The 26,680-nt window shown below is 71.5% G+C and carries 21 protein-coding genes; 11 read left to right on the forward strand and 10 right to left on the reverse strand.

Annotated features, from left to right (window positions below; genetic code table 11):
• Positions 1-36: 36 nt before the first annotated feature.
• Positions 37-501 (reverse strand): SRPBCC family protein, encoded by a 465-nt coding sequence (locus WMF19_RS00360; protein ID WP_437897243.1) that lies wholly within the window; start codon positions 499-501, stop codon positions 37-39.
• Between the two features lie 159 nt (positions 502-660).
• Here WMF19_RS00360 and WMF19_RS00365 point away from each other — a divergent pair, with 159 nt between their 5' ends.
• Together WMF19_RS00365 and WMF19_RS00370 are read left to right on the forward strand one after the other, a co-directional pair.
• Positions 661-2,307, forward strand: coding sequence for an FAD-dependent monooxygenase (locus WMF19_RS00365; RefSeq protein ID WP_437897244.1), 1,647 nt, complete (start codon positions 661-663; stop codon positions 2,305-2,307).
• On the forward strand, positions 2,304-2,939 hold the full coding sequence (locus tag WMF19_RS00370) for a TetR/AcrR family transcriptional regulator (RefSeq protein WP_437897245.1): 636 nt from the start codon (positions 2,304-2,306) through the stop codon (positions 2,937-2,939). Before WMF19_RS00365 ends, WMF19_RS00370 begins: the two co-directional genes overlap by 4 nt.
• A 33-nt stretch (positions 2,940-2,972) precedes the next feature.
• Here WMF19_RS00370 and WMF19_RS00375 read toward each other — a convergent pair whose 3' ends face one another.
• The 3 genes from WMF19_RS00375 to WMF19_RS00385 form a co-directional block, all read right to left on the reverse strand.
• A complete protein-coding gene (locus tag WMF19_RS00375) occupies positions 2,973-3,839 on the reverse strand; it encodes an Hsp33 family molecular chaperone HslO (RefSeq protein ID WP_437897246.1) in 867 nt (288 codons plus the stop codon).
• 187 nt (positions 3,840-4,026) lie between these two features.
• Positions 4,027-8,280 (reverse strand): hypothetical protein, encoded by a 4,254-nt coding sequence (locus WMF19_RS00380; protein ID WP_437897247.1) that lies wholly within the window; start codon positions 8,278-8,280, stop codon positions 4,027-4,029.
• A gap of 13 nt (positions 8,281-8,293) precedes the next feature.
• On the reverse strand, positions 8,294-10,120 hold the full coding sequence (locus WMF19_RS00385; RefSeq protein ID WP_437897248.1) for an OmpA family protein: 1,827 nt from the start codon (positions 10,118-10,120) through the stop codon (positions 8,294-8,296).
• Positions 10,121-10,464: 344 nt separating this feature from the next.
• Here WMF19_RS00385 and WMF19_RS00390 point away from each other — a divergent pair, with 344 nt between their 5' ends.
• Positions 10,465-11,076 (forward strand): superoxide dismutase, encoded by a 612-nt coding sequence (locus tag WMF19_RS00390; protein ID WP_272097123.1) that lies wholly within the window; start codon positions 10,465-10,467, stop codon positions 11,074-11,076.
• Positions 11,077-11,252: 176 nt separating this feature from the next.
• The gene (locus tag WMF19_RS00395; RefSeq protein WP_437897249.1) at positions 11,253-12,026 is read left to right on the forward strand and encodes a GNAT family N-acetyltransferase; all 774 of its coding nucleotides are present in this window, start codon (positions 11,253-11,255) and stop codon (positions 12,024-12,026) included.
• 56 nt (positions 12,027-12,082) lie between these two features.
• On the opposite strand, the gene WMF19_RS00400 is transcribed toward WMF19_RS00395, so the two are convergent.
• Both WMF19_RS00400 and WMF19_RS00405 read right to left on the reverse strand, forming a co-directional pair.
• A complete protein-coding gene (locus tag WMF19_RS00400) occupies positions 12,083-13,420 on the reverse strand; it encodes an acetylglutamate kinase (protein ID WP_437897250.1) in 1,338 nt (445 codons plus the stop codon).
• Positions 13,421-13,425: 5 nt separating this feature from the next.
• Positions 13,426-14,427, reverse strand: coding sequence for an N-acetylornithine carbamoyltransferase (locus WMF19_RS00405; protein ID WP_437897251.1), 1,002 nt, complete (start codon positions 14,425-14,427; stop codon positions 13,426-13,428).
• A 512-nt stretch (positions 14,428-14,939) separates the two neighbouring features.
• Here WMF19_RS00405 and WMF19_RS00410 point away from each other — a divergent pair.
• A complete protein-coding gene (locus tag WMF19_RS00410) occupies positions 14,940-15,251 on the forward strand; it encodes a hypothetical protein (RefSeq protein ID WP_437897252.1) in 312 nt (103 codons plus the stop codon).
• 24 nt (positions 15,252-15,275) lie between these two features.
• On the opposite strand, the gene WMF19_RS00415 is transcribed toward WMF19_RS00410, so the two are convergent.
• Positions 15,276-16,124, reverse strand: coding sequence for a GNAT family N-acetyltransferase (locus tag WMF19_RS00415; protein ID WP_437897253.1), 849 nt, complete (start codon positions 16,122-16,124; stop codon positions 15,276-15,278).
• 153 nt (positions 16,125-16,277) lie between these two features.
• Here WMF19_RS00415 and WMF19_RS00420 point away from each other — a divergent pair, with 153 nt between their 5' ends.
• On the forward strand, positions 16,278-16,805 hold the full coding sequence (locus tag WMF19_RS00420) for a hypothetical protein (protein ID WP_437897254.1): 528 nt from the start codon (positions 16,278-16,280) through the stop codon (positions 16,803-16,805).
• A 555-nt stretch (positions 16,806-17,360) separates the two neighbouring features.
• Positions 17,361-17,978 (forward strand): hypothetical protein, encoded by a 618-nt coding sequence (locus WMF19_RS00425; RefSeq protein ID WP_437897255.1) that lies wholly within the window; start codon positions 17,361-17,363, stop codon positions 17,976-17,978.
• 34 nt (positions 17,979-18,012) lie between these two features.
• On the opposite strand, the gene WMF19_RS00430 is transcribed toward WMF19_RS00425, so the two are convergent.
• Positions 18,013-18,165, reverse strand: a complete 153-nt coding sequence (locus tag WMF19_RS00430; protein WP_437897256.1) for a PD-(D/E)XK nuclease family protein — start codon at positions 18,163-18,165, stop codon at positions 18,013-18,015.
• A gap of 538 nt (positions 18,166-18,703) precedes the next feature.
• Here WMF19_RS00430 and WMF19_RS00435 point away from each other — a divergent pair.
• Positions 18,704-19,267: a hypothetical protein gene (locus WMF19_RS00435; protein ID WP_437897257.1), complete on the forward strand. Its 564-nt coding sequence runs from the start codon at positions 18,704-18,706 to the stop codon at positions 19,265-19,267.
• An 84-nt stretch (positions 19,268-19,351) separates the two neighbouring features.
• Here WMF19_RS00435 and WMF19_RS00440 read toward each other — a convergent pair whose 3' ends face one another.
• Together WMF19_RS00440 and WMF19_RS00445 are read right to left on the reverse strand one after the other, a co-directional pair.
• On the reverse strand, positions 19,352-19,978 hold the full coding sequence (locus WMF19_RS00440) for a Uma2 family endonuclease (RefSeq protein ID WP_437897258.1): 627 nt from the start codon (positions 19,976-19,978) through the stop codon (positions 19,352-19,354).
• 76 nt (positions 19,979-20,054) lie between these two features.
• Complete coding sequence (locus WMF19_RS00445) at positions 20,055-23,813, reverse strand: UvrD-helicase domain-containing protein (protein ID WP_437897259.1); 3,759 nt, start codon at positions 23,811-23,813, stop codon at positions 20,055-20,057.
• 250 nt (positions 23,814-24,063) lie between these two features.
• Here WMF19_RS00445 and WMF19_RS00450 point away from each other — a divergent pair, with 250 nt between their 5' ends.
• From WMF19_RS00450 to WMF19_RS00460, 3 genes are read left to right on the forward strand one after another with little or no spacing between them, the layout of a single operon-like run.
• On the forward strand, positions 24,064-25,023 hold the full coding sequence (locus tag WMF19_RS00450; RefSeq protein WP_437897260.1) for a prenyltransferase: 960 nt from the start codon (positions 24,064-24,066) through the stop codon (positions 25,021-25,023).
• The gene (locus WMF19_RS00455; protein ID WP_437326942.1) at positions 25,020-25,754 is read left to right on the forward strand and encodes a ferrochelatase; all 735 of its coding nucleotides are present in this window, start codon (positions 25,020-25,022) and stop codon (positions 25,752-25,754) included. The genes WMF19_RS00450 and WMF19_RS00455 overlap by 4 nt, the downstream gene beginning before the upstream one ends.
• Complete coding sequence (locus tag WMF19_RS00460) at positions 25,751-26,668, forward strand: prenyltransferase (protein ID WP_437897261.1); 918 nt, start codon at positions 25,751-25,753, stop codon at positions 26,666-26,668. Before WMF19_RS00455 ends, WMF19_RS00460 begins: the two co-directional genes overlap by 4 nt.
• Positions 26,669-26,680: the final 12 nt, after the last annotated feature.

Genomic DNA, 26,680 nt, shown 5'->3' on the forward strand with positions numbered 1-26,680 from the left:
ATCTGAGCGCTGCCTGCCGGCGAGGGCGCGAGGGGGTCACGTGGCGCGCGTGGGCTGCGAGGCCTCGAGCCGCGCCTTTTCGGCGAGCAGCAGCTCGGTGAACGCCGCGATGAACATGCGCCTGGCGAGCGATCCGAGCGGCTTGCCGACGAGCGGCAGCGGGATGTCGAAGCGCGATGTCCAGTCGATCTCCGTGCCCTCGCCGCGCGGGGTGAAGCGGAGACGCGAGCCCTGGTGCCGGAGCGGCTGCGTGCTCTCGACGATCTGGTAGTCGAACGAGGACGGCCGCTCGAAGGCCGTGATCTCCTCGACGTAGCGGATCCGCTTCCCGACGCGCACCTCGCGGAGGGCGCCGAGGCCGTTGTGCTCGGTGAGCCCTGGCCGGACGACCTTCGTGTAGGTGCCGTCCCCGGAGCGCAGGAAGCGTTCGTGGTCAGCCACCGCGTCGAAGACCCGCTCGACCGGCGCGTGGATGTAGACGTTGACGTGGACCTCTTCCATGCGGCGACCATTGCATCCATCTCGCTGGGGGAGCACGCGGGCGGTCCGCCGATCGAGGGTGGGGCGGGGCGGATGAGCGGGGAGTTCGGTCGCTCCTTGCCAACCCGCCGCTCCTTCCTATAGTGAGTGAGTACTTACTCACCAAATCGGAGGCGGGGCATGACAGGAGCACTGGACGCGCTGGTGGTCGGCGGAGGGCCGACCGGGTTGACGATGGCCGGGGAGCTCGCCCGGCGGGGGCTCACGGTGCGGATCGTGGACAAGGCAACGGAGCCGCCGCCGGATCACTCGCGGGCGCTCGCCGTGCAGACGCGGACGATGGAGCTCTTCAGCAGGATGGGGCTCCTCGACGCCGCCATGGAACACGCCGTGCGCGTGGGAGGGCTCAACGTCCTCCTCTCGAACGGACGGCGCGCCCGGCTGCCGACCCTCGACTTCCCGGAGCTATCCACGCCGATCCCGGGCATCTTCACCGTCCAGCAGTTCGACACCGAGCGCGTCCTGGGCTCCCGGCTAGCCGGGCTCGGCGTGACGCTCGAGCGCGGCGTCGAGCTCGCCTCCTACACGCAGGACAGCGCCGGCGTCTCCTGCACGCTCCGCCGGGCCGACGGGAGCATCGACGAGGTGCGCGCCAGGTGGCTCCTCGGCTGCGACGGCGCGCGCAGCGCCGTCCGCAAGGGCGCGGACATCGCCTTCGAGGGCGACACCTACGACGATCACTGCATGCTCGGCGATCTCATCGTCGACTGGCCGCTGCCGGACGGCGAGATCTACATCAGCCCCTCGCGTCGCGGCGTCGCAGCGGCCTTTCCGGTGCCCGGCGCGCATCGGTTCCGGGTCGTCCTTATCCAGCCCGAACCGTCGCCGGCGCACGGCGCGCCGGTCTCGCTCGAGGAGTTCGAGGCCGCGATGCGCGAGATGATCCCGGTGTCGTTCAAGGTCGAGAGGGCGATCGTCCTCTCGCGCTACCGGCTGCACCACCGCGTGGCCACGCGGCTGCGCAAGGGCCGGATCTTCCTCGCCGGAGACGCGGCGCATATCCACAGCCCGGCCGGAGGGCAGGGCATGAACACCGGAATCCAGGACGCCTACAACCTGGCGTGGAAGCTCGCTGCCGTCGAACGAGGCCGGATGCCAGCATGGCTGCTGGACACCTACGAGCTGGAGCGGCTGCCCGTCGCCCGTCGGCTCGTCGACTTCACGGACCGCCTCTTCGGGCTCATGGCAGGGCACGGTCCGCTGGGCCGGACGCTGCGCGCTGTCGCGCCGCGCCTCGCGGTCCGCCTCCTCGCCATCCCCGCCGTGCAGCGCCGGATCCTGGGATTCCTCTCGCAGCTCAAGATCCGCTACCGGAACAGCCCGCTCTCCGTGCAGATCGGAGGCCCTCCCGAGCGCGGGCCCCACGCCGGGGATCGCGCGCCGGACGCCGTGCTGCGCAGCGAGGCGGGCGCGCAGGTCCACCTCTTCGACCTGATGCGCGGCGCAGAATGGATGCTGCTGCTCTTCACCGGCCCGCAGGCGGACGGCGGGGCGCGCGAGCAGGCACGGAAGCTCGCCGCGCAGCTCGGGGGACCCGACGTCGAGGCCCTGGTCATCGGCGCGCCCGAGGCCGGAGGCTATGCGGATCCCGACGGGCACGCCCACGCGACGTACGGCGCCGCGTCGGCGGCCGCCGTCCTCGTCCGGCCCGACGGCCATGTCAGCGTGCGCAGCGATCCGCTCGACGAGGGCGAGCTCCGCCGGGCCCTCGACCGGCTCTTCACGCGCAGGGCCGAGGCCGCCGGTGGCCAGGGAGAGCGCCGATGAGCCGGCGGCCGCGCTCGAACGACACGCTGACCGAGGCGCAGAAGAAGATCGTCGAGGCCGCGGTGGCGGCCTTCGCCGAGCAGGGCTTCCACGGGACCGCGACGCGGGAGATCGCTCGGCGCGCAGGGGTCGCCGAGGCGACGATCTTCAAGTACTTCCCGAGCAAGAGGGACCTCCTCCTGGGGGTGCTCGGTCCCGCCATCGAGCGCCTCGTGGGGCCCGCGATGGCGCGCTCCATGGATCCGCTCTTCGACGCGAGCTACCCGACCTTCGAGGCGTTCCTGCGGGCGCTCCTCGCCGAGCGCACCGCGTTCGTGCGCGCGCACCCGCAGCTCGTGCGCATCCTCGCGCAGGAGCTGCCGTTCGACGCCGAGCTGCGGATCGGCATCGCCAGCCGGGTGTACGCGCCGATCCTCGCGAAGGGGATCGCCCTGGTCGAGCGCTTCCAGCGCGAAGGGCAGATCGTCCCGTGGCCGCCGCCCCTCGTCCTGCGCTGCATCATCTCGACGTTCGCGGGGTACATCCTCCACCGCGTGTTCATCGCTCCCGACGCGGCGTGGGACGACGAGGCGGAGGCCGAGCGGGTCATCGCGTTCGTGATCCGCGGCCTCTCGCCCGGCCAGCCAGCGTGAGGTCGCGCCTGCCGCGCGCGGGCGCGCGGCCGCTCAGCTCGTCGTCAGCAGCGAGCGGAGCTGCGACGGCGACACCTGGTAGTCCTTCCCGCAATAATCGCAGCGGATGTCGAGGACCTTCCCGTCCGTGACCATCTCCTCGACGTCGCTCCGCGGCAGGCTCGCCAGCGTGGCCATGACCCGGAGCTCGCTGCAGCGGCAGCTGAAGCTGAGCGGCGAGTCCTCGAGCCGTGAGAACGGCATGCCGTAGAGCAGCTCGCCGAGCAGCACGTCCGCCGAGGCTCCCTCGTGCGCGAGCACGTCGTCGAGGCGCTCGAAATCCTTGAGCCGCTCGGTCATCACCATGAGCGGACCGCGCTCGACCTCCGGGAGCAGCTGCACGAGGTAGCCGCCGGAAGCGCCGACGCCGTCCTCGCCGATCAGCGTCGCCACCGCGATCATGGAGACGACCTGCTCCGATTCCTGCATGTACGCCATCAGGCCCGCGGAGATGCCGCCCTCGGTCGGGATCTCGACGACCCCCTGGTGGAGCATGCCGCTCGGCAGCGTGCGCATGATCTGAAGCAGCGACCCGCCGCCGATCTCCACCGCGCTCTCCGCCGTGGCCCCCTTGCCCAGGTTGACCAGGCCGCGGCTCGTGCCGTCCGGGTGCGAGTCGGCCACCAGGCTCCCGTGACCGGCCGCGCCCTTGACGATCGCCTGGACCCGCAGGTTCGGGGCCATCGCCTCGCGCACGAGGATGGCGCCGGTGATCAGCTCTCCCAGCCGCTGCGCGGTCGCGCCGGTCGCAGCTTGCACCGCGACGGCCCCCCGCACGGTCTCGGTGGTCAGCGCCGTGATGACGCGAAAAGCGCCATCCATCGTGATGGCACGGACGACGGAATCAGAAGGTCGGGGCAAGAGGCACTCTCCCGTGAGAAAACATCGTTAAGCCACGGACGGCCGATGGCAACCCGCGGCGCATCGGTCGTCGCAGGCAGAGGCGCCCCGCGGGCGGGCGCGCCTCGCATAAAAGCATAGTTATTCCGTTGGCTTGTAGCACAGGCGCCCCCTGCTGCGCGGCGCGGGGGCGCCCGGGGGGGAGAGCTCAGCTGCGCCGGCGACGCCGGTGCAGCGCGGCGGCGCAGGCGCCGGCCGCGAGCAAGGCCCACGGCGCCGAGCGACCGCCGTCGCCGTCCGCGCCCACCGTGCAGGCGCAGCCGCCGCCTTGCACAACGACGCCCTCACCTGGGAGCGGCGTGGTGCACGGGCCGATCGTGTCGTCGGGGTTGCGGCAGCCCGGGACGCACTCCTTCGTGGCCTCGTCGCATACCATCCCTGTGCCGCAGGCGCTGTCCTGCTCGCACTCCGCAGGCAGATCGTCCGCCGGGTTGTTCGGATCGCGCTCGCCCTCGTCGACCACGCCGTCGTGGTCCGCGTCCTCCTCGCCGTCGATCACGCCGCCGCCATCGGTGTCGGCCTGCGTCGGCGAGGTCGTCGTTTCCCCCTCGTCGCCGTCCGGCACGCAGGTCTCCGCGTCGGCGTCGGTGTCCTCGTGCGAGCAGCCCTTGCCCAGCTCGGTTCCATCGAAGAGCCCGTCGTCGTCGCTGTCGGGATCGAGCGCGTTGATCTTCCCGTCCCCGTCCGTATCGACGCCAGGCTCGATCTCCTCGCCGTCGAGCGCGCCGTCGTCGTCGCTGTCGGCGTCGTCCGGATCGGTGCCGAGCGCGGTCTCCTCGCTGTTCGAGAGGCCGTCGCCGTCGCGATCGCCGCGATCGTCCCTGGGGTCGTTCGGATCGGTCTCGCCCTCGTCGACCTTGCCGTCGTGGCTCAGGTCCTCCTCGCCGTCGCTCTGGCCGCCGCGGTCCGTGTCGGGATTCACCACGCTCGTCGTGGTGGTCCCGCCGTCGGCGTCGGGCATGCAGCTCTTGGCGGCGGCGTCGGTGTCCGCGTCCGCGCAGTCCTTCCCCGCCTCGGTGCCGTCGAAGAGCCCATCGCCGTCGCTGTCCGCGTCCAGGACGTCGGCCTGGCCGTCGCCGTCGCCGTCGTCGCTGGGGTTCGGCTCCTCGCCGTCGAGCAGGCCGTCGTTGTCGGTGTCGCGATCTTCGGGGTTCGAGCCGAGGAACACCTCGAGATCGTCGCTCAGCCCGTCGGCGTCTCCGTCGGCGTTGTGGCTGTCGTCGGCGCCGTGGCCGGCGGTCGGGTCGGTCTCGCTGGCCTCGCGCACGCCGTTCAGGTTGGCGTCCTCCGAGCCGTCGGTCGTGCCGCCTCGGTCGCTGTCACGGTTCAGCGCCGACGTCGTCGTGGCCCCGCTGTCCCCGTCCGCCGTGCAGTGCCCGGCGTCCGCGTCGGTTCCGGGGCCGTCGCAGGCGAGGCCCATCTCCGTGCCGTCGAAGAGGCCGTCGTCGTCGCTGTCCACGTCGAGGGGGTGGATGAGCCCGTCGCCGTCCCCGTCGTCCGACGGGTTCGGCTCCTGCCCGTCCTGCACGCCGTCGTCGTCCGAGTCCGCGTCGCCGGGGTCCGTGCCCAGCGTCCTCTCGAGGTCGTCGCTCAGCCCGTCGTCGTCCCGGTCGTTGTTCTCGTCATCGTCGTCGGCGTGCCCGCGGGTCGGGTCGGTCTCGCCGTCGTCCGCGACGCCGTTCAGGTTGGCGTCCTCGGATCCATCGGTCGTGCCGCCCTTGTCCGTGTCCGCGTCGAGCGGCGACGTCTTCGTGGCGCCGGCGTCCTCGTCCGGTACGCAGTGCCGCGACGGCGCGGTGCCAGGGCCGTTGCAGCCCAGGCCGAGCTCGGTGCCGTCGAAGAGGCCGTCGTTGTCGCTGTCGACGTCGAGCGCGTTGACGAGCCCGTCGCCGTCCGTGTCGTGAGCCGGGTTCGGCTCGAGCCCGTCGCGGACGCCGTCACCGTCGGTGTCGGCGTCGTTCGGGTCCGTGCCGAGCGAGACCTCGAGATTATCGCTCAGCCCGTCGTGGTCGGTGTCCGCGTTCTGCGGATCGTCGTCGCCGTGGCCGGAGCGCGGGTCGGTCTCGCCCGCATCGAGCACGCCGTTCAGGTTGGTGTCCTCGGAGCCGTCGCTCGCGCCGCCGCGGTCGGTGTCGGCCTCGAGCGGCGACGTCCTGGTGGCGCCCGCGTCGCCGTCGGGAGCGCAGTTGCCCGCCGCCGCGTCGGTGCCCGGACCGTCGCAGCCCAGGCCGAGCTCGGTGCCGTCGAAGAGGCCGTCGTTGTCGCTGTCGATGTCGAGCGGGTTGATCAGCCCGTCGCCGTCGTTGTCGTCCGTCGGGTTCGGCTCGTCGCCGTCGCGCACGCCGTCGTCGTCGCTGTCGGCGTCGTTCGGATCGGTGCCGAGCGTCCTCTCGAGAGCGTCGCTGAGCCCGTCGCCGTCCGTGTCGGCGCGCCGGTCGTCGGCGCCGCGCCCGGTCGTCGGGTCGGTCTCGCCCGCGTCGAGCACGCCGTTCAGGTTGGCGTCCTCCGAGCCGTCGGGCACGCCGCCGTTGTCGGTGTCCGCGTCGAGCGGATCGGTCGTCGTCGCCCCGGCGTCGCCGTCGGGCACGCAGTGCCCCTTCCGCGGGTCCGTCCCCGGGCCGTTGCAGTCCGCCAGCCCGACCTCGGTCCCGTCGAGCAGCCCGTCGTTGTCGCTGTCGACGTCCCGCGCGTTGATGAGGCCGTCGCCGTCGGTGTCGCGATCCCAGAGCTGCTCGTCGCCGTCGGGTACGCCGTCGTCGTCCGTGTCGACGTCGTTCGGATCCGTGCCAGCGGCCTTCTCGTCTCCGTCGCTCAGCCCGTCGCCGTCGCTGTCGACGAGGATCTCCGTGGGCGGCGCGCCCAGCTCCGCGCCGTTGCCGTCCGTCGGGTAGTCCTGGGCAGCGCCCCCCTCCGGGCTCTGCCCGGTGATGATGGCCTGGTTCGCGATCTTGCCGCCCGTGTCCGGATCGATGGTCACGCGGAACCGCACCGTCGTGGTCTCGCTGACGCCGAGCGACCCGCCCTGGGCCGCGTCGGCGCCGTCGCCGAGCCGGACGCGGACCGCCCTCGATGCCGCGAGGTATTCGCCCTCGTCATCGCCGGGCGCGTCGGTCACGCCCCCCAGGTTCGGGCCCGAGGCGATCTCGAGCGAGCCCGGCACGTAGGTGACCCCGGCGGGCAGCGGGTCGCTCAGCACGACGGCCGCGGCGTTGTCATCCCCGGTGTTGGCGACGATGATCGTGTATTCGAGCGTGTCCCCAGGCGTGACCCCGCCGCCGTTGAGATCGAGGACCGACTTGGTCGACGTGGAGAGATCCGGGAGGCGCGTCGGCACCGACGTGATGAGGCCGCCGAGCAGGTAGCTGTCGGCGCCGTTGACGGCCGCTCCGACCTGGGCCTCCGTGTCGCCGGCTGCGAGCAGGGCGGCCGGCACCTGGACCACGTCGATGTCGATGCCGCTCATGCTCAGCGGCCCGCCGGTGAGCCTCGGCAGATCGCCCGCCGAGGACATCGGCGCGCCGAGGAACGAGCGGGAGCTGTTGAAGAAGTTGTTCACCGGGTTCTGCGCGTCGAACAGCGCGGTCCCGTTCCACTCGAGCGCGTCGCCGGTCGAGCTGTCGCCGTCGTACCCGACGACGCCGAGCTTCGCCTGGCCCGCGCCCGAGGGGACGACGAACCCCGAGATCCTCCAGCCCACCGTCGCGCCGTCGATCACCTGATCCAGCCCGTCGAAGACGGCGAGGTTCCGCGCGGGCGCGCTCGTCAGCTCGTAGAGCACGACCATCCACCAGCCGGCGAACGCGATCTGCTGGCTCACGCTGTTCAGAACGGTGCCGTTGGAGATCCCGCTCAGGCGATACGACCCCGCGCCGCGCGTCTGCACGATCGAGGTGACGTTGGCGACCGTCTGGGCGTGGGCGAGGCCCGAGATCTCCGTCTGGCCCGAGACCGTACCGGTCACGCTGGAGGAGAAGACGCCAGGCCGATCCAGGGTCACGGTGAGATCGGCCGAGGTGCCGCTGTCGCGGCTCACCGTCCAGTAGAGGTACGCGTGGGTCACCCGAGCGCCCGCGGGGAGGCTGAGGACCGCGGTGCTGCGAGCCGCCGCGGGATCGATGGTGGTGCTCGCCTCGGCCTGTCCTGCGAGGGGGCTGTCGCCCCGCCAGTAGATGTCGGGCGCCGAGTCCGCCAGCGTCGCGGCCGTGCCGCACGTCCCCACCGTGCCCACCAGCGGCGCGGGCGTGGACGACGCGCAGTCGTGCGCCAGCGTGTTGCCGATGAGGACGAAATCACCCCGCTGCGCGACCTGGACCCGCCGCACTGGAGCCGCGCTCGCGGTCCCATAGAGCGCCCCGAGCAGCGCGGCGCTCGTGAGCCCCGTGAATGCCAATCGCTTTGCCATCGACGCCTCCAGCCTAGGGCTGCTTCTTTTCCTTCTCGATGATGTTGAACTGGACGCGCCGGTTCTTCTGGCGACCCGCCTCGGTCTTGTTCTCCGCGATCGGGACGTCGGGCCCGTAGCCCTTCGCCTGCATGCGCTGGGCGGCGATGCCGCGATCGACGAGCGCCTTCAGCACCGACTCGGCGCGGGCCTGGCTCAGCTTCGTGTTGAACTGGCGCGTGCCGCGGTCGTCCGTGTGGCCCTGGACCTCGATCTTGAGGATCTCCGGGTGGTCCTTGAGCACGCCGGCGACCTCGTCGAGCAGCTCGTTGCTCACCGGCCGGATGGTCGCCTTGCCGATGTCGAACTGCACCTGCTGCAGGATGACGATCTCGGTCTCGGTCACCCGGACCGCGACCGGGCACCCGTTCTGCGTCGGATCTTCGTTCGGCTTGCCCTTCTCGTTCGGGCAGGCGTCCTTGTCGTCGCGGATGCCGTCGCCGTCGGTGTCGCCCGGGCAGCCGTTCGTGGCCGGGTCGGTCGTGACGAGGCCGGCCAGATCCGGGCAGGCGTCCGACGCATCGGGGACCTTGTCCCCGTCGCGATCGGGCGGCGGCGGGCACCCATGCTGCTTCGGGTCGTCGTTCGCCGGGCCGGCCTGCTCCGGGCACGCGTCGACGTCGTCCGTGATGCCGTCCTTGTCGCGGTCCCCTGGCGGCGGGCAGCCGTTCTTCTTCGGGTCCGGCGAGGCGACGCCGGCCACGGCGGGGCAGGCGTCGACCGCGTCGAGGATGCCGTCGTGGTCCGCGTCCTTGGGCGGCGGACAGCCGTTCTTCGTGCGATCCGGGCTGCGGACGCCCGCGGTGTGCGGGCAGGCGTCGTCCGCGTCGGCGATGCCGTCGGCGTCCTGGTCCTGCACGGGCGGCTTCACCTCGGGCGAGTAGGCGACCATGGCCACCGCGCGGAACGAGGGCGTGCCGACGCCGGGGGTGAGGCCAGGGCCCACGCCGAGCCCGGCCTCGAAGTCGTCCGCGAAGCGGTAGCGCCCGCCGAGCAGGGCTTCCAGGTTGGTCGTGCGCTGCTGGACATCGGTGACCGTGATCGCGCCGGTGATCTCGGGGCCGATCTGCAGGCGTCGCTCGTCGTCGAGCAGCAGCCCGAGGCCGGCGCCCCAGTGCACCGTCATGCCCTGCTCGACGTTGGCGAACTGCTTCGTGGACCGGAACTCCGGCCCCGCGGCGAGCGACCACACCGCGCGATCCAGGTGGCCGCCGAGGACGAGCTGCGGACCGCCGCGCACGCTGCCGTCGCCCGAATACGCCTCGGGGTCGCCGGTCGGCAGCCACACGTAGCCGCCGAGGGCGATCTGGAACGGATCGAAGTAGCCGCCGAAGAGCGTCGCGCGCGCGCCGAGCCGGAGATCCCCGAGGGCGCTGCTGGTCGGCTGCGGCAGCAAGGCGCCGGAGGCGGCCCCGCCGTCGCCCGACTGGAGCGCGAGGGGCAGATCGATGTTCACCGTGAGGCGCTCCCACAGAGAGAGCGAGGCGCTCAGGTGGAGCAGGAGCTGGCTGCCGACGACCTTGCCGTCACCGAACTCCTCGTTCCCCGACAACCGCCGCAACACGAGCGGATCCTGGGCATAATCGCCGAGGAGCATGATGTGGGGTGTGGCGCTCCCTGCCGTGTAGGCGGACTGGACTCCGAACATCCTGTCGCCGGCGGGTGCAGGCTGGAACCTGTCGAGCGCGAAGCCTTCGGGTCTCGCGGGTTCCTGCGCCTCGGCGTGAGCCGCTGCGCCGAGCAGGCACAGCGCCGCCGCGAGCGCGGCCGTCGGATGGGTCCCCTGTGTACGAGCCGGCATGAACGAGGTCGCCTCCCTGCGCGAAGGAACAGCAAGTTCCACGAGTATCGACCGAAACGGCGGCGGCGTTCAACGTTTCACGAGGTTTTTGGACGCGCGCCGGCCGATCGGGCCAGCTCGGGCGCTGCGCTCTGGGGTGTGGGGGCGTGGCGTTCCTTCGCCGGCTCACGGCGCGGATCGAGCCGGCGTCCGGAGTTTCCTGCGCGGAAGGTCAGGCCCGCTGGCGTCGTGAGTCGGCGATGTGTCGCCTGGTACGGCAGGGTTGCTACTGGGGGGCGGCAGCGGTAAAGCGGCGACCTGACCCCGCGGCACGCACTGCTCGCGGTACTCGTTCAGGAGGGACCATGGCGCGCGAACCCAAGAACTTCGACAACCTCCTCGGCGGCAACGCCAAGGGCTTGAGCGATCTGCAGCTCAAGGCGCACTTCACGCTGTACCAGGGCTACGTGAAGAAGCTCAACGAGATCTGGGAGCAGCTTGGCAAGGCGGACCGCAGCGCGCCGAACTACTCGTACAACGCGTACAGCGAGCTGAAGCGTCGCGAGCCGGTCGCCTTCAACGGTACGGTGCTCCACGAGCTGTACTTCGAGAACATCGGCAACGGCTCGACGCAGCCGAGCGCCCAGTCGAAGAAGCTCATCGAGGCGTCGTTCGGCAGCTTCGACGCCTGGCTGGCCGACGCGAAGGCGGCGCTCCTGAGCGCGCACGGCTGGACGGTGCTCGTGTACGACTACCAGGAGCAGAAGCTCTTCAATAACCTCATCCGGACCGAGCACGATGTCGGTCTGTTCGCGAACACGCATATCATGGTCGCCGTCGACGCCTGGGAGCACGCGTACTTTGCGGACTACCAGACCAAGAAGGCGGACTATGTGGCCAACGTCCTCTCGGGCCTGAACTGGGACGTGATCAACGCGCGCCTCGCGCAGATCGGGCCGCACGCTCAGCAGGGTTGATTCGTTACACGGCGGGGAGCTGCACCCCCGCCGTCCCACCGGCGAGTTCGGCGCTCCCTGCGCCACGCGACGACCACCTTCCTCTCGGGCTGGACTGCCCAACGAGACGCGGCTTTCCAGATCATGGCTCGCCCCCAGTGCCCCGGCCGCGTTCGTCCTGTAGACTGGGCGCGGCGATGAGCAAGGCCGAGCCGAGCACCCGCGCCGTCGGGGAAGAGAGCCTCATCTACGTGCGCCGGATCCACCGGCGCGACCTGAACCGGGTCTGGGAATTCCTCAAGAAGGTGTTCCGTGACGTCAACCGGGAGACGGTCGAATACCAGCGGCCTCGCTCGAAGAAGCGGTTCCTCGAGGTCTACGAAGAAGAAGGGGTCGAGCAGCTCCTCTTCGAGGTCCGAGCGGCGCATGGTCAGGAGATCGTCGGCTACGCGGAGTGCGCCTTCGAGATCACCGGGACCGATAACTGGATGAACGAGCGCTACTTCACGAAGCACGACATGCGCCCGCTCTTCGTCGAGGAGCTCGCGGTCCACCCCGAGTACCAGGGCCGCGGCGTCGGCGCCTTCATGCTCGAGCAGCTCGAGCACCTCGCGCGTATCCACGGTTGCACCCACCTCGTGCTGGAGGTGGCCGAGAACAACATCGGCGCCCTCAAGTTCTACCGGAAGCGCAGCTTCTATCGGCTCGACGCCGCGATCTTCATGGCGAAGAAGGTCGCTGTCGACGCGGAGCTCCTGCCGCCTCGGGCGCTGAAGAAGCCCCGCAACCCGGAGGCGCTCGGCGCGCCCGCGAAGCCGAAGCGAGCGCCGCGACGGCCCCTGAAGGCGCGCGGCGGCGAGAAGAGGTCGAGCGCCCCTCCGCCGGCGTCGCGCCCGCAGGTCCCCGCGACGGACGAGGAGAGCGATCCGCTCGACGAGGTGGAGACCGACGGCGGGGGCGACCCGCCGTGAGCCCGAGCGTGACGAGGCGCCCTCGCCGCGGCGGATAAAGGCGGCGTCGGTCGGGGTTAAGCCGTGCCGTGCTGGCGCAGGGTGGCCGGCAAGGACAGCGCGTGATCGATGCAGGCCCGGATGTCGTCGAAGCTCGACAGGCCGTACCAGAACACCGTCCAGTTCTCGTTGCGGTAGCTGCCCTCGGCCTGCTGGAAATACCAGGGGTTGATCTCGTTGCCGTTCCGGGCGCGCCAGAACAGCTTCGGGTTCTCGTTCTTCATCCGCGTCCAGAGCGAGCCGCCGATTCCCACGCCCTGCGCCTCCGAGGTCACCGCGAACTTGTCGAGGTACGGAGTGAGCGGGGCCCTCCCGCCCGGGTCGAGCGTGAGGATCGCCGTCGCCCGGTAAGAGTCGGACAGGTAGATGCGATAGAAAGGCTTCTTGTCGAAGTAGTGCTCGTCGAGCTTCCGCTGGAAGCACGCCTCGAGCAGATCGCGGAGCCGGATGCGGTCGATGGCGTCGTCCAGCGCGTCGTGCCGCAGGATCCGCTCGCCGCGGCGGACGAGCGTGCCAGAGCCCGTGTGCGTGAAGAGCTCCTTCGCCAGGTGATCGGGCGACGTGATCGAGACCGAGGAGGTCGCCGGCAGCCCGTCGAGCAGGAGCTTGATCTCCTGCAGCTTGAGGCGCATGCCCCCGTTCAGCGAGGGCTGGGCCATCAGGCCCGCGAAATCCTCCTCGAGGTTGATCGCCGAGATGATGCGCCCGTGCTCGTCGAGGAGGCCGCCCGTGCTCGTGAGGAAGATCATCTTGAACGGCTGCGTCGCGAGCGCGAGCTCGCGCGCGGCGACGTCGGCGTTGATGTTGAGGATCTGCCCGCCCGGCGTCTCCCCGAGGCAGGCCAGGATCGGCAGGTGCCCGGCGCGGAGGCTCGACCTCACCGCGTCGACATGGACGCGCTCGACCTTGCCCACCAGCCCGAGGCGCTCCTCGTCGAGCAGCGACGCCTCGAAGACGCCCGCCGTGATCGGCCGCGTGCGCGTGCCCATCTCCTCGAGCGCCTCGACGAGCCGCAGGTTCTCGCGGAGGAAGACGCGGCGGGCGATCTCCAGGATGCGGGGCGTCGTGACGCGCAGGCCGTTGACCCGCTCCGTCGGGATGCCCGCCTGGGCGAGCGCCCGATCGAGCTGCGGCCCGGCGCCATGGATGACGACGGGATACAGCCCGACCTGGTTCAGGAACACGAGCGAGGTCGCGAGCGCCTCGAGGTCCTCGTCGAGGATGGCGCCGCCGACCTTGATGATGGCGAATTTCTGCTGATCGACGGCCGCGTACTGCTTCAGGTACTGCTCGACCTCCTTGCGGCTGCCGAGGTTCCTGAGCAGGCGGACGATGACGTCTTGCGTCGAACCCATCGTTGTCACCACCCGTTGGCCAGCACGTCCATCACGGCCTTCTGGACATGCAGCCGATTCTCTGCCTCGTCGATGACCATCGATGCTGGCGAGTCGATCACCGCGTCGGTGACCTTGACGTTGCGACGGACCGGCAGGCAGTGGGAGAAGAGCCCCCCCGCGGTGAGCGCCATCTTCTGCTCATCGACGATGAAGTGCTTGTGCCTGTCGCGGATGGGCTTCTCCTGCTCCCAGCGCCCGAAGTAGGGAATCGCGCCCCAGCTCTTCGCGTACACGACGTGGGCGCCCTCGTAGGCGGACTTGATGTCGTAGGTGATCGAGAGCTTCTGCCCGTTGTCGGCGGCGCTCTTCCTGGCGGCATCCAGGTAGCGCTCGTCGAGGTGGTACTCCTCGCTGGGGCAGAGGAGGGTGACGTCCATGCCGAGCTTGGACGCGATGAGAACGGCCGAGTTGGCTACCGCGGTGTTGAGCGGGCGCGGGTGATACGTCCAGGTGAGGACGAACTTCTTGCCGTCGAGGCGGCCGAGGCGCTCCTTCATGGCGAGCGCGAGCGCGAGCTCCTGGCAGGGGTGCGTGATGGTCTCCAGGTTGACGACCGGCACGGTGGCGTAACGGGCGAAGCCCTGGAGCACCTTGTCCTGGCGATCGTCCTCCCAGCGCTGGAACTTGGGGAACGCGCGCACGCCGATGAGGTCGGCGTAGCGGGAGAGCACGCGAGCGACCTCCTGGATGTGCTCCTCCGGCTCGCCATCCATCGCGATGCCTTCCTCGAACTCGATGGGCCAGGCGCCCCGGCCAGGCTCGAGCACGACGGCGTGGCCGCCGAGCTCCCGGATGCCGACGTCGAAGGAGGTGCGCGTCCGCAGCGATGGGTTGAAGAAGACGAGCGCGATGGTGCGATCTTTGAGGCGCGGCTCGATCGGCCGCCGCTTGAAACGCTGCGCGCGCTCGAGGAGGCCCTCGATCTCTGCGCGGGTGTAGTCCATCGTGGTCAGGAAGTGCCGCATCGGATGCCTCCTCGTTTGAACTGCGCGGAGCGGGCACTCGCATTGGAGCAAGCCTGGCGGTGATGTCAACGCTGCTCGCGGCGCGCGGCGCGGGCGGGCGCTTCAAGGAGGCGGCGCCTCGCCTCCGGCGAGCGGGGACCGCTGCGCGTTGCGACGAGAAACCGGGGTGAGCGTGGTTCGCTCGAGGAGATCCCGGGAGCGGGAACCGACGCCGGTGGCGGGCACGGTCTCGTGCCGACAGGGCACGGTCTCGTGCCGGCCTCACCACCCGCTGGACGGGCTCCCCGGCAGTATCGGGGATACCAGGATTGCAGGTGCTGATTTCAGGAACGAAAGGAGTACGCAGGTCCCCTAGGGAAAGACTCGCGGAAATCGAGGGTGCAACCCTTGGCCTGCATCCTGCTAAACAAGTAGGGCAGAGCGCCCGTGACGGTTTCCCCCCCCCACCGTCGAATGGGCGCTCTTTTTTTTGTGCTTTGGTGGCGGGGTGGCGTGAAGGAGCGGGTGTTCCTGTGACGCTGGTCGTGATCCTCACGGTGCGCTGCGAGGCGCTCGACGCGTTCCGCGCGTACGAGAGGAAGGCCGCGGCCGTGATGGCGCGGTACGGCGGCGCGATCGAGCGGACCGTGGTGACCGCGCCCGACGGCGCTGGGCTCACCCTGAAGGAGATCCACCTCGTCACGTTTCCGGATGAACAAGCCTTCTCGGCCTATCGCGGCGACGCCGGGCTCGGGGAGGTGGCGCACCTGCGGGACGCGTCGGTCGTGCATACCGAGATCCTGCGCGGGGAAGAGGGACCGGACTACCACGTCGCCCCTGTCTGATCGGCGCCGCGGTAGGGCGCTGCATCACGTCTCGAGGACGTTGCCGCGCTCCGCTTGCACGGGCGGTTCGGCGATGCACGCCGTGGCGACGCGCCGGAACCCGACCCGCTCATAGACGCGCGCGACGCGGTCGTTCTGCGCGGACAGGAACACGGTGCGGATCCCGGCGTCGAGCGCATGGCGGGCCAGAAGCGCGGTGACCGCGGCGGCGAGGCCGCGCCCCCGGGCCGCCGGCAGCGTCCCCACGCCGACGATCTCGGCGACGTCCTGCACGTGCTGGTAGCAGCCGGTGCAGAGCGGACCCGCGAGCGCTCCCTCGCGGCCCCGAGCGGCCGCGTGCACCAGCGTTCCCTCGATCAGCGACGCGTGCCACGCGGCGGCCTGCCCGGCCGGGAGCGCGGCCGCGGCGGCCTCCCGCTCGGCCGGTCCCGCAGAGCCGACCGCGGTGTCGAGCGCGCCGAAGGCGACGTGCGCGACGGCCTGCACTTCGGCGAGATCCGGGTCCTGGGCGGTGATGATCGAGAGCGAGACGTCCTCCGGCAAAGGCGTCTGGCGGGGCTCGCCGCAGAGCGCGAGCAGCGGACAGCGCCGGACGTGCAGGCCGGCCGCCTCGGCCGTGGCGTCGAGCCCAGGGGTGGTCTCCAGCACCCACTCGAACGCCTCCGGGATCGAGAGTTGCCGCTGACGCGCGCGTACGGCGGCCACGTCCTCGACCGATACGGCGCCGGCATGGCCGAGGGCGGGGCGGGCATAGTAGGGCCAGCCGTCGCCGCGGCGAACGAAGAGAGTCAGCGGTCCGTGGTCCTCTGCGTCAGCGCGCCAGCGAGGGACGGCATCGTAAAACCGCTCGATGGCGGCGAGGAGAGCGCTCACGGGCCGCGATTGTGTCACCTCATGCGCCCCGGCGCGAGGAGCGCCGGGCTCCTCGGAGAGGCCTTTCGGTGCTGGCGCCGAGCGGCGCCGGCGCCCGCCGTACACCGCGCGTCCACGGGGCCGGCGCCCGCCGCCCGGGTGTAGACTCGTCCCATGTACCGACGTGGCTGTTGCGCGACCCGCGCCGCCCTTGCGCTCGCGACGCTCTACTCCATCGGCTGCGGTCCCTCGCCAGCTCAGCTGTCGTCCGGGGCCGCCGCCCCGGTCGAGCTCGTGCTTCCGCCCTCACGCCCTGGCGCGCCCGTGCCCAAGCTGGCGGCGGACGATCGGGAGTCCCGGATCGACGAGAAAGAGCGCCTGCCCTTCGTGGGCACGTGGACCAGCGAGGAGGACGGCTCGCTCCTCGAGCTGAGCGCGACGAGCTTCCACCTCCGCTTTCCGTACATGGGCGCTCCGCGTGACCTCTATGCGCGCATCGTCTCGTACAACACCGAGCGTGGCCACATCGCGCTCGAGTACACGCGCATCCTGCAGGATGGAGTCGAGGAGCCCATCGAGGAGCCCTCCGTGTACATGCGCTACGAGATCCGCGAGGGCAGCCTGTACAAGCACGTCGACGACGGGGATTTCCCCGCCACCGTGGACGACGAGCGGTTCGTGCGGACCCCCGACCGGCGGTGAGCGCCCGCCGGGCCTCGACGCCCTCGCCCACAGGGGGTCGTCGATGGGTCGATGGCCAGAGCTTCACCGGGGCGCTCGCTCCGCCAGAAGTCGAGCGGGTGTTCGGGCGACGCCGCTCAGCCCCGCCATGTCACGGCCTGCAGCGTGACATGTCACGGTCTGCAGCGTGACGTGTCACGGTCTGCAGCGTGACATGTCACGGCCCGCAGCGTGACAGAGAAGCCCTTGCAGCGGCTCGCGCGGGCAGCGGGCAGCACTCCGGCTGCATGGCGCGACGCGAGGAGCTCGCTTCGGGCTCGATTTCCGTGTCGACGAGCGGTGCCGGTCCGGGCTCGGCGGCTCGGCAATGGCGTCGGGGCAGAGGGGGGCCGGGTGGCATGTGTGTTGCGAAGCGCCTCTGCAGCGACGATGAGCCGGGCGAGGGAATGCGCCGCTCACGAGGCGATTCACCTCCACGCCGCCGGCTGGGCGAACCAGCCCAGTATGGCCTCCTCGGTCCCCGGCCGAACGTCGAGATGCCGTACTCATGCGCTTTACACATGGAGATCTGGTGCGATGAGCCGAACTTATGCCGTGGTGGGTTGCCTGTTCTCTTCGATGATCGCAATGGTCGCCACGGGTTGCGCCGTGGAGATGCAGGACGATGAGGTCGATGGGATCGATTCGGTCGACGAGGACGTCGCGGAGGTCGAGCAAGCGTACAGCGAGGCTACGTGCGCCACCGTCGCGCCGGTGACGACGTACATCGGCGGCTACAACTACTACTCACCGCAGACGTACACCACGACGGGCTGCTACAAGAGCCAGGCGGTCGACGTCGTCGGCTACGAGGCCGGTTTTACGCCGGCGCCCGGTCCCAACCACGAGCTGAATACGTATGTGGATTGGGCAGACACCCTGCCGACGGACCCGGAGGCGTGCCGCGATCTGTTTCTGGCTGCCAGCCTGTACTACGAGGATGATGGGGTGATGGCCCTCGCAGAGACAGCGCAGAGACGCGGCAGCTACGTCAATGGCGTGGGCTGCAACGTTGGCCTCAGTCACGGACTCAAGTTCTATACGCCCATGGTGGCCACCCACAGCTACCGCGTCGTCGTCACCGCCCGAACCGGCAATGGCAGCAGCTTCCCGACGCGAAAGTTCAGGATCCGTACGGTGTGGGAGCCGAGCTGAGCCGCCGATCGCCGGCGCGTGACGCCGGCGCTTCTCACTCCCCGAGCACCACCGCTCTCGCCCTCTCGCGCGTCGCCTCCGCGATCGCCTGCACGTAAAGCCGCACCTGCGCCTCCTGCGCTGCGTGCGCCGTGCCCGCGTCGGAGCCGGTCTTGAAATCGACCACGGTCAGCCAGCGACCCCCCAAGCCCTCAGCCAGCGCGCCGGATCCCGATCCGACCGATGACCGGTAAAAGTCGTCTGACGTCGAAAACCGTCCGATGCCGATGATAGCCCCGTGGCATTGTCACGGCGTTTGGTGTGACATGTCACGGCGTTTGGTGTGACATGTCACGGCTCTCTGCGTGACAGACACGTGCTCACAGCGGCTCGCACGGGCAGCGCACCGGGCCCCTGGCGCGCCCTACAGGAGCTCTCTTCGTCTGGATTTACCGCCTTGCGGGGCCGTGCCGGACCGAGCTGGGGGCCTGGCGATGGCGTCGAGGCGGGAGGGGCGCTGCGTTGGCATGTGCGTTGCTGAACGCGACGGCGGCGGCGATGAGCCGGACCAAGGAAGACCGTGGTGAAGAGGCGACTCGCCTCCACGCCCTGGCGTGGGCGAACCAGCGCACCACGGCCTCCCGATGCCCGGCTGAACATCGCGATGCCGTTTTCATATGCTTTACAACTGGAGATCTGAAAAGATGAGCCGAATCCATTCCGTAGTGGGATGCCTCTTTGCTTCCATGGCCGCGATGGCCACCACGGGCTGCGCCGTGGAGATGCAGGACGAACAGCGCGATGAAGACGTCGCGGAGGCGGAGCAGGCGTACAGCGAGTCTACATGCGCCACCGTCGGCGCGGCTGCGACGTACAGCGGCGGCTTCAACTACACCTCGCCGACGACGTACACCACGACAGGCTGCTACAAGGCGCAGGCGGTCGACGTCATCAACTACAGGAGCGGTTTCACTTCGCAGCCCGGTCCCGGCTACACGCTGCATACGTACGTGACCTGGGAGGACACCCTGCCGTCGAATGAAGAGGCATGCGATGCGCTGATTTTGAAGGCCACCCTGTACCGTAAGGAGAACGGGGTCATGGTCAAGAAGGCGGAAGAGACGCTGCACGGCAACTACGAGGACTTCGGTGGCTGCATGGTCGGCCCCCCGTGGGGAATCGACTTCAGTACGCTGACTCCGAATGAGCTTCTGTCCGGAGTCGACCACCGCATCGTTGTCACCGCTCGAACCGGCGACGGCGACTTCCCGACGCGGAAGTTCAAGGTTCATACGATGTGGGAGCCGTGATCTGCGGGGCGCCTCCGGGCGCCTAGAGCAGGCGCCGCAGCTCGGCCGAGGCTCTCGCGGCAGCGCCGGCCTGAGGCCCCCGGCTCACCTGTCGCCGCTCTCGTCCCGCTCCGGCTCGTCGTCGTCCAGGAGCGGCGCCACCTCGGCCCACAGCGCATCCAGATCGAGCTCCAGCCCGTCCAGCCCCGGTGCGCGCACCTTCCCTTCCGATGCGGGCAACCGCTGCACGTAGTACCCGTCGGGGCCGAGCTCATACAGCTCGAAGAGCTGCGCGTCCGGATCCACGAGCCAGTACCAGCGCACCCCGAAGCGGGCGTACTCGAGGGTCTTCTCCATCCGATCGCGCCGCACGTCGCGCGGCCGCTGCGAGAGCACCTCCACCACCACGGTCGGGGGGATCCGGGAGAGCGCATCGCGGCCGCGGAGAGGCGCGCCCGGGGCGTACATGCACACGTCGGCCTTGCGCCCGCGTCGCGCCGACACGCCGAGCTTGTACTCCGAGCCGAACACCCAGCCGCCCCGCGGTCGGGCCCATCCGCGCAGCACCTCGATCAGCCAGCTGACCACGGCTTCGTGCAGCGTCGTCGGCACCTCTTCCTCCACGAGACGACCGTCCAGGAGCTCACCCGGCTGGTCCTCCTCCAGGTCGGCCCACTGCTCCAGCGTCATCGGCTCAGGTCGGAGGATCTCCGCTGTCGCTGTCGAACCCATGGCACCCATCATACCACCGCACGGGCTTCCCGCGACGCGCCACCCACGGGCCTCCCTCTGCGTCCGGCAGCGCCCCTCACACCCTGAGCACCACCCCTCTCGCCCTCTCGCCCGTCGCCTCCGCGATCGCCTGCACGTAGAGCCGCACCTGCGCCTCCTGCGCCGCGTGCGCCGTGCCCGCGTCGGAGCCGGTCTTGAAATCGACCACGGTCCAGATCCCCACGTCGCCCACGCTCTCGCGGAACGAGAGGTCGACGATGCCCTCGGCGATCGTCCCGTCCTCGAGCCGCAGGAGCAGCGGCGTCTCCCGCTCGCACGCCCCGCGCGCGGCGCTCTCCGCTGCGCGCCGGAGCAGCGGGTGATCGAGCGCCGCGACCGCCGCCGCGACCGCCGCGTCGAGCTCCTCGGCCGGCGCCCCGAGCAGCCTCGCCTGCGCCGCCGCCACCGTCCTTACCTCGTCCTCGCCCGCCCGGAGATCCACCTCGGCCAGCACCGCGTGCACAAGCGTCCCGAACCGCTTGCCGTAGGGCCGGCCCTCGCGCGCGATCTCCGTTTGCTCGAACGAGATCACCGGCAACGCGTCGGCCCTCTCCCCGCGCGCCGCCCCGCCGCCGCTCCGCTGCGCGGCCGCCGTCCCGGCTCCGGCCGCCGCCGCCTCCGCCGCCTCGTGGCTGATCTCCGTCGCCGTCTTCACGCGGACAGCCGCCATCGAGCCGTCCACGATCGCCCGCTGCCGCGCCTCCTGCCATGCCTCGTGCCCGCGCTGCCCGAGCTCTCCTGCCAGCACGGCGCTCGCCGTCGCCCCGCTGCTCCCGAGGACCCCGGCGCCGCTCGCTGGCCCGGCGCTCATCGCCGCCACGCCCGCCCCGGCGCCGCCCGCGTCCGCCTGCAGGATCCGCTGCTGCCGCAGCCCCGCCTCCGGCTCGCGATCCAGGTCGAGCGCCCCCGGATCCCACCACACCACGCGGTGCGATCCGGCCATCGGCGCGTGCTCCCCCGGCGCGACCGCGTCCCGCTCGTCGGCCTCGCACCGCGCCGGGCGCTCCAGCACCGTGTCGGTCCCGAACGGAGGGCAGCCGAGATCCTCGCAGCGCCGAGGGCTCCGCCGCTCGCGCGGCGCCGGGTAGAGCACGGGGTGCAGCACGTCGAGCCAGCCGTCGCTCGTGCCGTCGCCCGGGCGCGCGTCGCCCACCGCGGGCACGACCAGCAGCTCGCGCGCGCGCGTCGCCGCGACGTACGCGAGCCGCACCGCCTCCTCGCGATCGCGGCGCAGCACCTCGTCGCGGCGCTCGACGAGCTCCGCGGGCACGCAGCCGGCGATCGGCTCCGCCCACAGGCCGAGCTCCGGATCGACGTGCCGCGACGGGAGCTGGTGCGCCGCCGGCGACGCCGGATCCGCCAGGATCACCACCGGGAACTCGAGCCCCTTGGCCCGGTGCACCGTCATGATCCGCACGCCTTCCGTCCCCTCCTCGACGACCGGCGCCTCGGCGACCTCGCCCCGCTCGGCGTCCAGCTCGAGCCGCTCCACGAACGCGCGGAACGACGTCGCGCCGGCCGCCTCGAAGCGCCGCCCGAGATCCATCACCCGCAGCACGTTCGCGAGCGCTTGCTCCCCCGTCGGCCAGATCGCGATACCCGCGTGCGCGCGCGTCTCGTCGAGGAGCCCGCCGATGGTGTCCGCGATCGGCCGCCGGTTGCGCTCGCGGTGCAGCTTGCCGAGCACCGCGAGCGCCTCCGCGACCTCCCGGAGCGGCCGCGCCCCGCCCTCCACCGCGAGATCGAGCGCGCCGTCGTCCGGCGGTCGAAACAGCGGGTGCAAGCGCCGGAACCGATCGCGGTAGAGCAGGAGCACGTCGTCCGTCAGCGCGAAGAGGGGCCCGCGCAGCGTCGCGTAGACGCTCAGCTCGTCGTCCGGCCACTCGATCGCGAGCAGCGCGCTCCGCACCGCCATCACCTCCTCGCGATCGTGGAACGACCGCCCGCCCACCAGCACGTGCGGGATCCGCCGCGCCTCGAGCGCCCGCACGTAGGCGCGGGTCGCGTCCTCGCCGAACGTCTGGAAACGCTTGAACAAAAGGCAGATGTGCCGCGCCTCGAGCGGCACCCGCTGGCCAGGGCGCTCGCGCTCCGTCACCGTCCAGCGCCGCGCTCCGTCACCGTCCAGCGCCGCGCCGGCGCCCGCGCCGCCGTGGATGAGGTGGTGGACGAAGGCGCCCACCGCGTCCGGGATCGACTGCCGCACCCGGAAATCGGAGATCTTGCCGAAGTCGCCGTAAGGCCGCGGCACCGGGAGCGCGATGACCGTCGGCTGCTCCGGCGGATCGTCCCGGAACCGCTCGAGCGCGACGTACCGCGCCTGGGTCGCCGCGCGCTCGCCCTCGGCGGTGCCTCCCTGCATCAGCGGCGCGAACGCCGCGTTGACGGCCTCCTGGATCGACGGGGCGCTGCGGAAGCTCGTCGACAGGTACAGCACGCTCGCGCCGCACGCGACGAGCCGGGCCTTGGTCGCCTCGTAGAGCGCGACCTCGGCGCGGCGGAAGCGGTAGATCGACTGCTTCGGATCGCCGACGACGAAGAGCTTGCCGGGCACCGGGCGCGCCCGCGTCCAGTCGGTCTCGGAGAGGTCGTCGGCCGCGAGCAGGAGCAGGATCTCCGCCTGGAGCGGGTCGGTGTCCTGGAACTCGTCGACGAAGAGGTGCGAGAAGCGGAGGTTCAGCTCCTCGCGCACGCCGCGGCTCGATCGGAGGAGGTCCCGGGCGCAGAGGAGCAGGTCGAGGAAGTCGAGCTTGCCGGCGCGGGCCTTGAGCGCGTCGTACGCCTCGATCGGCGGCCGGAGCTCGCGCGAGAGGCATGCCGCGAGATCGGCGCTCGCGGCCGTCAGCACGGCGTCGAGCTCGACCTTCACGCGGTCGCGCTGCGCGAGCACCTCGGCGCGCGTGAGATCCCCGCCGAACGCCTTGCCGGTGCCCCTCCAGCGCCATTCCTTCCAGCGCGCGACCTCGCCCAGCTCGGCCTCCAGGCCGTCGTGGTCGCGCCCGCCCGTCACCTCCTCGCGGCGGCGGAGCTCCGCGAGGTAGCGGTCGAGGTTCCGGAGGCTCTGCGCGAGGTAGTCGCCCTCCCGGTCGGCCTCGGCGCCCAGGTCGGCGAGCGCCGCGAGGCGGTCCAGGATCTCGTCGATCGCTCGCTCGCGGTCGAACGGGTCGCGCCGCCAGGGGCGCGTGAAGTCGCGGTGCTCGGCGAGCTTGAACGCCGCGCTCCGGAGCAGGTCGCGCGGGCCCTGCGCGCCGTCGCGCGGGCGCCGGCGCAGGATCCGGCGCACGCCCTCGGGCGGGTCGTTCAGGGTGCGCTGGAACCAGGCGTCGAAGGCCTGATCGAAGAGCGCCTCGGCCTGATCCGCGGCCGCGACCTGGAACAGCGGGTCGACGCGCGCCTCGACCGGCCACTCGCGCAGGAGGTCGGCGCAGAAGGAGTGGATGGTCCCGATGCGCGCCGCCTCCAGGTGCGCGAGCGCCTCGTCGAGCCGCGCGCGCTCCGCGGGGCCGGCGCTCGGGTCGCTGCGCGCCCGCTCGATCTCGGCCCGGAGGCGCAGCTTCATCTCGCCGGCTGCCTTCTCCGTGAAGGTCACCGCGACGATCCGATCGAGCGTGCCGCCGCCCTCCTCGGGCGCCCTCCGCAGCACGGCGACGATCCGCGACACGAGCGCGGTGGTCTTGCCGGTGCCCGCGGCGGCCTCGACGACGAGCGTCGTCCGCAGATCGTCGCGGATGCGGCGGCGAGCGGGCTCATCCGCGAGCACCCGCGCGCCGCGCGGCCGGACCGCGTCGGCGGTCACGCGCGCCTCCGCGCGGGCTCGAGGCGCTGCCCGGGGGCGCGCGGCTGGAGCGCGCCGGCCAGGCTCGGGGAGGGGAGGGGGACGTGCCGCACTGGGTCGCGTGTGGAGGCTGTCGGGGGGAGTAAGGTGGCTCAGATCGCCGTGGAAGGAAACGCTGCCGTGCCCGGCGGAAGGCGCTCCGTTTTCCGGACGGGCTCATGTAGCCCCGAAGCGTGGATGTTCTTGTGCTAGCAGCAGGGAGAGCTGATCCATGCGCCTCGAGTCGATGAGCCCTGGAGCGCGGTGGGCGTACGCGCTCAAGCCCGCGAGCTGGCCCAAGGTGCTCGTCCCGGCCGTAGTCGGGCATGCGGTGGGCGCGGCCGTCGCCGGCCGGCTGTCCGCAGGGGCCCTGGCCTTCGGCGCGCTGTGGATGATGGCCGACGTCGCCTTCGTCGTGCTCCTGAACGACTGGGGCGATCGCGAGGTGGACGCCCTCAAGCGACGCATGTTCCCGGACGGCTGCTCGCCGAAGACCATCCCGGACGGCATCCTTCCCGCCAGCGCCCTCCTGCTCGCCGGGCTCGGGGCCGGTGTCTCCGCGTTGCTCATGGCCTGGGGTGCCGGTATCGCGCTCGATCGCCCGCTGCTGCTCCCCCTGGCCGCGCTCGGCCAGCTCGTCTTCATCGCCTATACGTTGCCGCCGATCCGGCTCAACTACCGCGGCGGCGGCGAGCTCCTCGAGATGGCCGGCGTCGGCGGCGTGCTCCCCGCGCTGCACGCGTATGCCCAGTGCGGCGCGCTGGCGCCGGCGTGGCTCGTCGCGCTCCTGCCCGGGTTGCTCGTGCTCGCGCTGGCGAGCGCGCTGGCCAGCGGGCTGTCCGACGAGCAGAGCGACCGCGCCGGCGGCAAGCGCACCGTGGCCACGCTGCTCGGCAATGCGGCCACGCGCCGGGCCACCGAGGCCCTCGCCGGCCTCGGCCCGCTCCTCTGGCTCGCGGCGTCCCTCCTCGCCGAAGACGCGCCGCCTCCCTGGTCGGTCGCGCCGGCGGCGGCCGTGGCGCTCTTCTTCAGGGCGCGGCTCCTCGAGAAGAGCCCCGAGGCGGTGACGAACGCCTTCGCCGCGCAGGCGGCCTACAAGCGCGAGCTCCACCGCGCGATCCAGTGGGGGATCGTCGCCCTGTCGGCGGCCGTGCTCGCCGCCGGGCTCCGCGCCGGGGGAGGGCCGGCATGACGGGCATCGCGGTCATTCCCCCGGAGGAGCGCGACGCGCTCGCGCGCCTCACGCCCCTGCAGGGCGCGCGGGCCTCGGTCGCGCCGGGCCGGCCGTGCGCGCCCACCCCCGTCGCCCTGGTCGAGCAGATCGTGGGCGGCAGCGAGGACGCCGAGCGGGCGCGCGCCTTCGCCCGCGGGCTCGGCGAGATCATCTGCGCGGTCGCCGACAACTTCCCCGACAACATCTTCTGGGATCTCGACTACCTGGCCTGCTGCCTGTGGCAGGCCGGGAGCGCGCCCGCGATCGGCGACTTCGCCCGCCGCGTGGTGTCGCTCTGCCTGGGCTTCGGCAACAAGTCGAAGCTGCGCTTCCGCTACGCGCACGACTTCCTCTACGGCTACGACTGGGCCCGCTGGGTGATGCGCAAGCCGGAGGAGCGCGCGGGCATCGGGCCCTTCGACGTCTCGTTCTTCGATTACCTCGACGGCCGGCAGAGGACGCTCGTCGAGCTCGTGGCCAGCAACGACCGCAAGTACTCGCAGCTGAACGGCCGGGAGTACCGCAACCCCTTCTCGTTCATCCGCGAGCCGCCCGAGGAGTCGCAGCTCCACTGCCTGCTCGCCCAGGTCGACCTGATCCCGCTCAAGGCCTGGCGCCTCGACGGCGAGCGCCGCTGGGACCTCCCCTTCACCGATCTGCGCGCCAAGCTGGCCGATCGCCTCGGCCTGTCGCGGGGCGAGGGGCGATGAGCGTCCGGCCGGGCGCGCTTCGAGCGTGGCTCGATGCGTCGCGGCTGGCCTCGCAGCCGAGCATCGCGCTCCCGCTGCTGCTCGGGCAGCTCGTCGGCGCGCAGGCGGCCGGCCGACCGCTCGATCTGGGGACGCTCGCGGCGGTCCAGCTGTTCGGCCTGCTGGATCAGCTCTTCATCGTCTACGCGAACGACGTCGCCGATCGGGAGACCGATCGCCGCAACAGGACCGCGACGCCCTTCTCGGGCGGCTCGCGCGTGCTTGTCGAGGGGCGCCTCTCGCCCCGCGCGCTCGGCGCGGCGGCCGCCGTGTGCGCCGCGGCGCTCGTGGCCGTCTCGTCGGCGCTCGCCGCGGCGCTGGCGACGGCCGCCGCGGCGCTCCTCGTGCTCCTCGCGATAGCGGCGCTCCTGCTCCTCTGGGCCTACAGCTACCCGCCGCTTCGCCTGTCGTACCGCGGCGGCGGGGAGCTGCTCCAGATGGTCGGCGTCGGCGCGGTCTTGCCGCTCTACGGTTACATCGCCCAGGGGGGCGACCCCGCGCGTTTTCCCTTCGCGCTGCTCGTGTTCCTGCTGCCGAGCCACCTCGCCTGCGCGATCGCCACCGCGCTCCCGGACGAGCCCTCGGATCGCGAGAGCGGCAAGCGGACGCTGCCGGTGCGCGTGGGCGGAGAGCGCGCGGCTCGGTGGGTGGTCCTCCTGAACGGGCTCTCGCTCCTGCTCGCGCCGGTCGGCCTGGGCGCGGTGGGCCTGCGCCCGGGGGCGGGCCTGCTCGCGCCGGCGGCGGCGGCGCTCGTCGTGCTGCTGGCCCGCCCGGCGCCGCCGGGCTCGCGCCTGCTGCTGGTCCGGGTCGCGGCGGCGGGCGCGGCGACGCTGTCGCTGGTCGGCTCGACCGCCATCGCCCTCGCAGCGCGCTGAGGGGCGAGGGCG

It is taken from the genome of Sorangium sp. So ce124 (assembly GCF_051525235.1).
Lineage (GTDB): Bacteria > Myxococcota_A > Polyangia > Polyangiales > Polyangiaceae > Sorangium > Sorangium atrum.